Source organism: Actinomadura kijaniata NBRC 14229, from assembly GCF_001552175.1.
GTDB lineage: Bacteria > Actinomycetota > Actinomycetes > Streptosporangiales > Streptosporangiaceae > Spirillospora > Spirillospora kijaniata.
This window is the reverse complement of record NZ_BCQR01000027.1, coordinates 53096-61970: the sequence shown is the minus strand read 5'-3', so window position 1 is coordinate 61970 and position 8875 is coordinate 53096. Positions and strand designations below refer to the sequence as shown.

Annotated in this window: 9 protein-coding genes; all 9 read left to right on the top strand. The window is 72.9% G+C overall.

Annotated features, from left to right (window positions below; all coding sequences use genetic code 11):
- Positions 1–207 precede the first annotated feature (207 nt).
- The 9 genes from AKI01S_RS10310 to AKI01S_RS10270 all read left to right on the top strand — a co-directional run bounded on the left by AKI01S_RS10310 (position 208) and on the right by AKI01S_RS10270 (position 8872).
- Positions 208–1470 (top strand): sensor histidine kinase, encoded by a 1263-nt coding sequence (locus AKI01S_RS10310; RefSeq protein WP_083999297.1) that lies wholly within the window; start codon positions 208–210, stop codon positions 1468–1470.
- Positions 1458–2105, top strand: a complete 648-nt coding sequence (locus tag AKI01S_RS10305; RefSeq protein ID WP_067814359.1) for a response regulator — start codon at positions 1458–1460, stop codon at positions 2103–2105. Before AKI01S_RS10310 ends, AKI01S_RS10305 begins: the two co-directional genes overlap by 13 nt.
- Entirely contained in the window at positions 2102–2938 is an 837-nt protein-coding gene (locus tag AKI01S_RS10300; protein WP_067814357.1) for a DUF4097 family beta strand repeat-containing protein, read from the top strand. Before AKI01S_RS10305 ends, AKI01S_RS10300 begins: the two co-directional genes overlap by 4 nt.
- 376 nt (positions 2939–3314) lie before the next feature.
- On the top strand, positions 3315–4346 hold the full coding sequence (locus AKI01S_RS10295) for a methionine ABC transporter ATP-binding protein (RefSeq protein ID WP_067814355.1): 1032 nt from the start codon (positions 3315–3317) through the stop codon (positions 4344–4346).
- Positions 4343–5002 carry a methionine ABC transporter permease gene (locus AKI01S_RS10290; protein WP_067814353.1) on the top strand — a complete coding sequence of 220 codons (660 nt, stop codon included), beginning with the start codon at positions 4343–4345 and terminating at the stop codon, positions 5000–5002. The genes AKI01S_RS10295 and AKI01S_RS10290 overlap by 4 nt, the downstream gene beginning before the upstream one ends.
- 67 nt (positions 5003–5069) lie before the next feature.
- Positions 5070–5891, top strand: a complete 822-nt coding sequence (locus tag AKI01S_RS10285) for a MetQ/NlpA family ABC transporter substrate-binding protein (protein WP_067814351.1) — start codon at positions 5070–5072, stop codon at positions 5889–5891.
- 168 nt (positions 5892–6059) lie between these two features.
- A complete protein-coding gene (locus AKI01S_RS10280; RefSeq protein ID WP_067814349.1) occupies positions 6060–7004 on the top strand; it encodes an STM4015 family protein in 945 nt (314 codons plus the stop codon).
- A 4-nt stretch (positions 7005–7008) separates the two neighbouring features.
- The gene (locus tag AKI01S_RS10275) at positions 7009–7944 is read left to right on the top strand and encodes an STM4015 family protein (RefSeq protein WP_067814347.1); all 936 of its coding nucleotides are present in this window, start codon (positions 7009–7011) and stop codon (positions 7942–7944) included.
- 4 nt (positions 7945–7948) lie between these two features.
- The gene (locus AKI01S_RS10270; protein ID WP_067814345.1) at positions 7949–8872 is read left to right on the top strand and encodes an STM4015 family protein; all 924 of its coding nucleotides are present in this window, start codon (positions 7949–7951) and stop codon (positions 8870–8872) included.
- Positions 8873–8875 lie beyond the last annotated feature (3 nt).

The following is an 8875-nucleotide window of genomic DNA, read 5'->3' as shown; positions in this document are numbered from 1 at the left end:
GGGCCGCGGCGGCGCGGCGGGAAGAGGAGGGGGACACGAGTGTCGCCATCGGAGTGACCTTCCGGTGGGGGAACGTGCCTCCAGCCTGCCGATCCGCGCGGTCGCCGTCGGTAACCCGCGTATCCGACCCGGGGTGGCACCAGGTACACCCCCCGCCCTGGAACCCGCTGGATGGCGCAAGATCGGGCCCGGCAATACGGTTCTGCCATGACATCGGGGACACTCCTGCGACGGCCGGGCGCGCACGCTCCGTGGTCGCCGACCGCGTGGCGCGACACCGCGTTCGCCGTCTCGGGGGTGCCGCTGCACCTGGCGTTGCCCGCGCTGCTGGTGCTGCCGTGGTCGGTGTGGCTGCCGCTCGACCCGGTCCTGATCACCCTCTACCTCGCGGTGCCGGCGGTGGCGGCGCTGTGGCTGATGCCCGCCCTCACCCGCGCGCACCGCGAACGCTGCTGGGCCATGCTCGGGCTGGACGTCCCCGCGCCGCCCGAACGGCCCGGCGGGTTCCGGGGGCTGGCCCGGGCGCTGCGGTCGGACGACCTGTGGCGGGAGGCCCGCTACCACCTGCTCACCGGGCCGCTGCTGGCGTGCGGCGCGCTGGCGGTGCTCGGCTGCTGGGCGGTCGGCGCGGCCCTGGCGACCCTCGGCCTGTACGCGTGGGCGCTGCCCGACACCAGCGCGCTCAGCCTGAACACGCACGCGGTGCGGGTCGGGCTGCTGAACGCGCTCGGGGTGCTGCTGTTCCTGGCCGCGCCCTGGGCGGCGGCGGCCGTGCGGGACCTCGACGGCCGGGCCGTCGAGCGGCTGCTCGGCCCCGACCGCGCCAAGGAGCTGGAACGCCGCGTCGAGGACCTGGCCGAGAAGCGCGCCGACGTCGTCGACGCCGCCGACCTGGAGCGCCGCCGCATCGAACGCGACCTGCACGACGGCACCCAGCAGCGCCTGGTCTCCCTCGCCCTCAACCTCGGCCTGGCCCGCGAGACCCTCACCGACGTGCCCGACCCCGCCATGAAGGTGATCGTCGAGGCGCACGAGGAGGTCAAGGAGACGCTGACGGAGCTGCGGAACCTGATCCGCGGCCTGCACCCGCCCGTGCTGGAGGACCGGGGCCTGGACGCCGCGCTGTCGGGGATCGCCGCCCGCGTCCCGCTCCCGGTCCGGCTGCGGGTGGAGGTGCCCGAACGCGCCTCCTCCACCGTCGAGGCCGTCGCCTACTTCGTCGTCTCCGAGGCCCTCACCAACGTCGTCAAGCACGCCCGCGCCACCGGCGTGGACGTCGCCGTCGTCCGCGACGGCCACACCCTGCGCGTCACCGTCGCCGACGACGGCGTGGGCGGCGCCGACCCGGCCGGCGGCAGCGGCCTGGCCGGGCTGGCGCGGCGGGTGCGGTCGGTGGACGGCGTGTTCCGCATCACCAGCCCCGCCGGGGGCCCGACCACCCTCACCGTGGAGTTGCCGTGCGCATTGTGATCGCCGAGGACTCGGTCCTGCTGCGAGCCGGACTGATCAAGCTGCTGGAGAGCACGGGCTTCGAGGTCGCCGCCGCCGTGGGGGAGGCCGACGGGCTGCTGGCCGCCGTCGCCGAGCACCGGCCGGACGCGGCGATCGTGGACGTGCGGATGCCGCCCGGCTTCACCGACGAGGGGGTGCGCGCCGCCCTGGTGATCCGCCGGGAGCACCCGGAGGTGTCGGTGCTGCTGCTGTCGCAGTACGTCGAGGAGCGCTACGCCGCCGACCTGCTGTCCGCCCACACCAGCGGCATCGGCTACCTGCTGAAGGACCGGGTCGCGGACGTGTCGTCGTTCCTGGACGCGCTGCGCCGCGTCGCCGCCGGGGGCACCGCCCTGGACCCCGAGGTGGTGTCGCAGCTGCTGCTGCGCCGCAACAGCGACCCGCTGGACCGCCTCACCCCGCGCGAACGCGAGGTGCTCGGGCTGATGGCCGAGGGCCGCTCCAACGCCGGGATCGCCGCCGCCCTGGTGGTCAGCGAGAGCGCCGTCGCCAAGCACATCAACAGCATCTTCACCAAGCTCGACCTGCCGCACGCCGAGGGCGACCACCGGCGGGTGCTGGCCGTGCTGCGCTTCCTGGACGGTGACTCGTGACCGCCACCGTCGAGCGTCCCGCCGTCCCGGCCGGTCCCGCCGACCGGCCCCGCCGCCGCGGCGTGTGGATCGCGCTGGCGGCGCTCACCGCGTTCACGGTCCTCGTTCCCGCCGGGCTCCAGGTGGTCGGCGGGGTGCTGCGGCAGAGCGTGGTCGCCCCGCCGTTCGAGTACCGGAGCCCGGTGCAGGAGGTGCGGGTGGACGCCGGGGGCGCGCACCTGACGTTCGGGCCGAGCGGCTCGGGCCTGACGCGGATCACGCAGGAGCTGACCTGGGTCCTCCACCGGCCGCAGGTGAAACACCACCTGGACGCCCAGGGGGTGCTGCGGATCAAGGTGACGTGCGACGACCCGGCCGCCCTGAACGGGGGCCGGGACTGCGACGCCGAACTGGGCGTGCGGCTGCCGTCCGCGGCCAGGGTGACGGTGACCTCGGAGTCCGGGTCGATCACGGCGCGGGACCTGGCGGGCGACGTGGAGGTGCGCACGCGCAGCGGCGAGCTGAACCTGCACGACGTCCGGGGGAACGTCGTCTTCGAGGCCGGCTCGGGCGCCGTCCGCGGCGAGGGGATGCGGTCGTCGCGGCTGAGCGCGCGGGCGGGCTCGGGCAGCGTCGACCTCGACTTCGCCGCGCCGCCCTCCGACGTCACCGTGCGCACCGGGTCCGGGGCGGTCGACATGCGGCTTCCGGTGGGAAGCCACTACCGCGTCGTCGGCGACGCCGGGTCCGGCGGCTGGCAGGTCGACCGGATGCTCCACGACCCCGGCTCCCCCGCCCGGATCGACGTCAACACCGGTGCGGGATCTGTCACAGTGGGGTATCCGCGCAGGTAGCGGCGGTATTCGTCGATTTGACGTCATTGACGTCGGGCGGGTTTACTGATGACCATGACCGCCGTACGCCCGTGCCGGATGCGCCGCCCGCAGCTCATGCGGGTCCTGGGCTGTACGTGCCGTTGTCGAATGTGTGACCGCTGAGGGCCCCCGCCAGAGCAGACTCGCGCCCCGAAGCGAGCCGGATCCGACCCCCGAGCCACACATGATCTTCCAACGCCACCTGCTGAGCCACGCCCCGTACCCGCCCGGCCTGGCCTGAGACCGCCCCGCCCGGCGCCCCGGTCCGCCTCGGACCGCGCCCGGCCGCGCCCTCGTCCCGATCCCGCCACGCCGCCGTCGCACGGGCGGCGGCTACCGCACGGAATGAATCCCTGTGATCCAGATCGAAGAACTCCGAAAGGTCTACCGCGCCCGCGGGCGTGAGGTGACCGCCGTCGACGGCGTCGACCTGACCGTCCGCGAGGGCGAGGTCTTCGGCGTCCTCGGCCGCAGCGGTGCCGGCAAGTCCACCCTGCTGCGCTGCGTCAACCTGCTGGAGCGCCCCGACTCCGGGCGCGTCGTCGTGGCGGGGCAGGACCTGATGGCGCTGCGGGGCGGTGAGCTGCGCCGGGCCCGGCAGGGCATCGGGATGATCCACCAGCACTTCGGGCTGCTGTCCAGCCGTACCGTCGCCGGGAACGTCGCGTTCCCGCTGGAGGTCATGGGCGTGCCCCGCGCCGAACGCGCCGAGCGCGTCGCCGAGCTCCTCGACCTGGTCGGCCTGTCCGACCACGCCGACGCCTACCCGGCGCAGATCTCCGGCGGCCAGAAGCAGCGCGTCGGCATCGCCCGCGCCCTGGCCGGCCGCCCCAAGGTGCTGCTGTCGGACGAGGCGACCTCCGCGCTCGACCCCGAGACCACCGCCTCGATCCTGGAGCTGCTGCGCGACCTCAACCGGCGCCTCGGCCTCACCATCCTGCTGATCACCCACGAGATGGACGTGGTCAAGCGGATCTGCGACTCGGCCGCGATCATGCGCGAGGGACGGTTCGTGGAGTCCGGTCCGGTGCGGGAGCTGCTGCTGCGGCCCGGCTCGGAGCTGGCGCGCGGCCTGTTCCCGCTGCCCGAGCCGGCGGTGCGGCCCGGCACCACCGTGGTGGACCTGACCTTCGAGGGCGACAGCGCCGACCGGCCGTTCGTGTCGTCGCTGGCCCGCACCTACTCCATCGACGTCAACATCCTCGGCGGGGCCGTCGAGGAGATCGGCGACACCCGCGTCGGGCGGCTGCGCGTCGAGCTGCCCGGCGACCCCGAGCTCAACGCCGCCCAGCTCGCCCACCTGCGCGACGCCGGGCTGACCGTCGAGGTGCACGGCGCGGCCCCGGCCGGCCCCGCGACCGACAGCGGCCTGGAGGTGGCCCGATGACCTGGAGCGAGATCTGGCCGCTGCTACAGGAGGCGTCCGTCGCCACCGCGATCATGGTCGGCGTGTCCGGCCTGTTCGCCGCGGTGTTCGGCCTGCTGTTCGGCGTGCTGCTGGTGCTGACCGACCGGGACGGGCTGTTCCCCCTCCCGATCCTCAACAAGCTGCTGGGCGGCGTCGTCAACGTGGGCCGCTCGCTGCCGTTCATCATCCTGATGATCGCGATCGTGCCGTTCACCAAGCTGGTCACCGGCGGCTCCTCGATCGGCACCGAGGCGATGATCGTCCCGCTGGCGGTGGGCGCCGTCCCGTTCTACGCCCGCCTGGTGGAGACCGCGCTGCGCGAGGTCGACCCCGGCGTGGTCGCCGCGGCCCGCGCGATGGGCGCCTCCGGCCGCGAGATCGTCTGGAAGGTGCTGCTGCGCGAGGCCCGGCCCGGCCTGCTCGCCGGCCTCACCGTCACCGTGATCGCGCTGGTCGGCTACTCGGCGATGGCCGGGACGATCGGCGGCGGCGGCCTCGGCGACGTCGCGGTCCAGTACGGCTACGAGCGCTTCGAGACCAAGGTCATGATCTCGACCGTCGTGCTGCTGGTGGTCGTGGTCCAGCTGATCCAGATGCTCGGCGACTGGGCGGCCCGCCGCCTGTCCCACAAGTAGACCCCACCCCGTTCCACCGAGATCCGTGCCGGAAGACCCCGGCGCGGCCCACAGAAAGGCACTCTTCGTGCTTCGTAAGATCACCCTCGCGCTGGCCTCGGTCGGGCTCCTGGCGGGCCTGACGGCCTGCGGCTCGTCCGACGCCCAGAGCAACGACAAGGCGGACGGCCCGCTGAAGGTCGCGGTCAACCCCGTGCCGCACGGCGAGATCCTCGAGTACGTCAAGAAGAACCTGGCCGACAAGGCCGGTCTCAAGCTCGAGATCGTCTCCTTCTCCGACTACGTGCAGCCGAACACCGCCCTCAAGGAGGGCCAGGTCACGGCCAACTACTTCCAGCACGTGCCGTACATGGAGGAGTTCTCGAAGTCCAAGGGCTTCACGATGACCTTCGTCGCGCCGGTCCACCTGGAGCCGCTGGGCGTCTACTCCAAGAAGGTCAAGGACCTCAAGTCCGCGCCGCAGGGCGGGAAGGTCGCCGTCCCCAACGACCCGGCCAACTTCGGCCGCTCGCTGAAGCTGCTCGCCGACAACGGCCTGATCACCCTCAAGCCGAACGCCCCGGTCACCGCGACCGAACGCGACATCGCGAGCAACCCCAAGGGCCTGAAGTTCACGCCGGTCAAGGCCGCCCAGCTGCCGCGCACGCTGGACGAGGTCGACCTGTCGGTGATCAACGGCAACTACGCGCTGGCCACCAAGCTGAACCCGGCCAAGGACGCGCTGGCGCTGGAGAAGGCCGAGGGCAACCCCTACGCCAACGGCATCGTCACCCTGCCCGAGAAGAAGGACGACCCGCGCGTCAAGAAGCTGGTCGACCTGCTGCGGGGTCCCGAGGTGAAGAAGTTCATCCAGGACAAGTACCAGGGCTCGGTCCTGCCCGCCGCCTGACCCGAGGCTCCCCGAACGGCCCCCGGACGCCCCGCGTCCGGGGGCCGTTCCCGTCGGCGCGTGGTCGTGCCCTCCCGCGCCCCGACGGGATGATCCGCCGATTCCCTCCGGATCTGTCGGCCGGTGCTGATAGGACTTGTGCCGACGTTGATCCGGAAAGGGGCCCGTATGGGCGTGTACCAGCATCTCACCGAGTTCGCCGGGCTGCCGGTGGCCGAGTTCGACTTCGAGACCGAGGAGGACGCCGAGCTCCCGCCCGCCGCCGGGCACGCCTGGGCCGTGCGCACCTCGTTCGACGAGGAGTCCTTCGAGCAGGTGTGGTCCCGGTTCCGGGCGGCCGTGGACACCACGGCGGTCACCGCGCTGGTCATCGGGTACTGGGGCGCGTCCTACGACGAGCACGAAGCCGACCCCGTGGCGCTGCTCACCGAGGCCGCCGCCGACTTCCCGGCGCTGCGGGCCCTGTTCCTCGGCGACATCACGGGGGAGGAGGCGGAGATCTCCTGGATCGAGCACTCCGACATCACCCCGCTGTTCACCGCCTTCCCGGAGCTGGAACGCTTCGAGATCCGCGGTGCGGACGGCAACGAGGGCAGGATCCGGCTGGAGCCGATCAAGAGCACCGCGCTGAAGCGGCTGCGGTTCGAGTCCGGCGGGCTGCCCGCCCGCATCGTGCGGGCCGTCGCCGCCAGCGACCTGCCGAACCTGGAGCACCTCGACCTGTGGCTCGGCACCGACACCTACGGCGGCGACGCCACGATGGCGGACCTGGAGCCGATCCTGACCGGGGAGCGGCTGCCCTCCCTGCGCCACCTGGGGCTGGAGGACTCCGAGACCCAGGACCAGGTGGCCGAGGCCGTGGCCGGGGCTCCGGTCGTGGCGCGGCTGGAGTCGCTGAGCCTGGCCATGGGGATCCTCACCGACGCGGGCGCCGAGGCGCTGCTGTCCGGCCAGCCGCTCACCCACCTGCGCAGGCTCGACCTGCACCACCACTACCTGGGCGACACCATGATGGACCGCCTCCGCGCCGCGCTGCCCGGCGTCGACCTGAACCTCGACGACCGGCAGGAGACCCACCGCGACGGCTGGCGTTTCATCGCCGTCTCGGAGTGACGCCGTGACCATCAACGAGCACCTCACCGAGTACGCCGGGCTGCCCGCGTTCACCTTCGACGAGTCGACCCCGACCGAGGGACTGCCCGACGCCGCCGCCGTCGCCTGGCGCGTCCGCACCGAGGAGTGGGACGCCAGCGGCGAGTGGGAGCGGATGTTCGAACGCTTCCTGTCCACGGTCGACACCGCCTGCGTCACCCACCTGATCATCGGTCACTGGGGCCACCTCCAGCGGGACGGCTCCGGCTACCCGCCCGGCAGCCTCGCCAAGGCGGCCGACCGCTTCCCGGCGCTGCGGCACGTGTTCGTCGGGGACATCGTGCTGGAGGAGAAGGAGGTCTCCTGGATCGAGCACGGCGACCTGAGCCCGCTGCCGGCGGCGTTCCCGGCGCTGGAGCGGCTCGACGTGCGCGGCAGCGAGCGGCTGCGGCTGGAGCCGTTCACCGGGGCGAACCTGCGGACGCTGCGCTTCGAGACCGGCGGCCTTCCCCGCGAGGTCGTGCACACCGTCATGGCCAGCGACCTGCCGAACCTGGAGCACCTGGACCTGTGGCTGGGCACCGACACCTACGGCGGCGACGTCGGCGTGGGAGACCTGGAACCGATCCTGACCGGGGAGCGGCTGCCGTCCCTGCGCCACCTGGGGCTGGAGAACGCGGAGATCCAGGACGAGGTCGCGGCGGCCGTGGCGGGTGCCCCGGTGGTGGCGCGGCTGGAGTCGCTGAGCCTGGCGCTCGGGGCGCTGACCGACCGGGGCGCCGAGGCGCTGCTGTCCGGCCAGCCGCTCACCCACCTGCGGAGGCTCGACCTGCACCACCACTACCTGGGCGACGCCATGATGGACCGCCTCCGCGCCGCGCTGCCCGGCGTCGAGGTGGACCTCTCCGAAGGCCACGGGCCGAGGGACGACGGCGGCCACTACATCGCCGTGTCGGAGTGACGCCGTGACCATCAACGAGCACCTCACCGAGTACGCCGGGCTGCCGGTGTTCACCTTCGACGAGTCGACCGACCTCGACGAACTGCCCGACGCCGCCGCCGTGGCCTGGCGCGTCCGCACCGAGGAGTCCGGCCACGAGGACGAGTGGCGGCGGGTGTGGGCGGACTTCCTGGCGTGCGCCGACACCGCGGCGGTCACCGCGCTGATCATCGGCTACTGGGGCTCCTCCAGCGTCTACCCGCCCAACGCGCTGGTCGAGGCGGCCGACCGCTTCCCGGCGCTGCGGTCGCTGTTCGTCGGGGAGATCCTGCCGGAGGAACAGGACATCTCCTGGATCGAGCACGGCGACCTGAGCCCGGTGCCGGGGACGTTCCCGGCGCTGGAACGGCTCGACGTGCGCGGCAGCCAGGACCTGATCCTGGAGCCGTTCACCGGCGCGAACCTGCGGACGCTGCGCTTCGAGACCGGCGGCCTGCCCGGCGAGGTCGTGCGGGCGGTCGCCGCCAGCGACCTGCCGAACCTGGAGCACCTGGACCTGTGGCTCGGCACCGAGGAGTACGGCGGCGACGCCACCGTGGCCGACCTCGAACCGTTCCTGTCGGGGGAGCGGTTCCCCGCGCTGCGGCACCTGGGCCTGGAGAACGCCGAGATCCAGGACGAGGTCGCGGCGGTCGTCGCGGGAGCCCCGATCGTGGCGCGGCTGGAGTCGCTGAGCCTGGCGCTCGGGGCGCTGACCGACGCGGGCGCCGAGGCGCTGCTGTCCGGCCCGCCGCTCACCCACCTGCGGAAACTCGACCTGCACCACCACTTCCTGACCGAGGGGATGGCGAACCGGATCCGCGCGACCCTGCCCGATGTCGAACTGGACCTCGACGAGAAGCAGGAACGTGACGACGACGACTGGCTCTTCATCGCCGTGTCGGAGTGACGC

Excerpts from the sequence above, each read along its gene's own strand:
- AKI01S_RS10310 (WP_083999297.1), top strand. The coding sequence starts at position 208 with ATGACATCGGGGACACTCCTGCGACGGCCGGGCGCGCACGCTCCGTGG.
- AKI01S_RS10290 (WP_067814353.1), top strand. The coding sequence starts at position 4,343 with ATGACCTGGAGCGAGATCTGGCCGCTGCTACAGGAGGCGTCCGTCGCC.
- AKI01S_RS10280 (WP_067814349.1), top strand. The coding sequence starts at position 6,060 with ATGGGCGTGTACCAGCATCTCACCGAGTTCGCCGGGCTGCCGGTGGCC.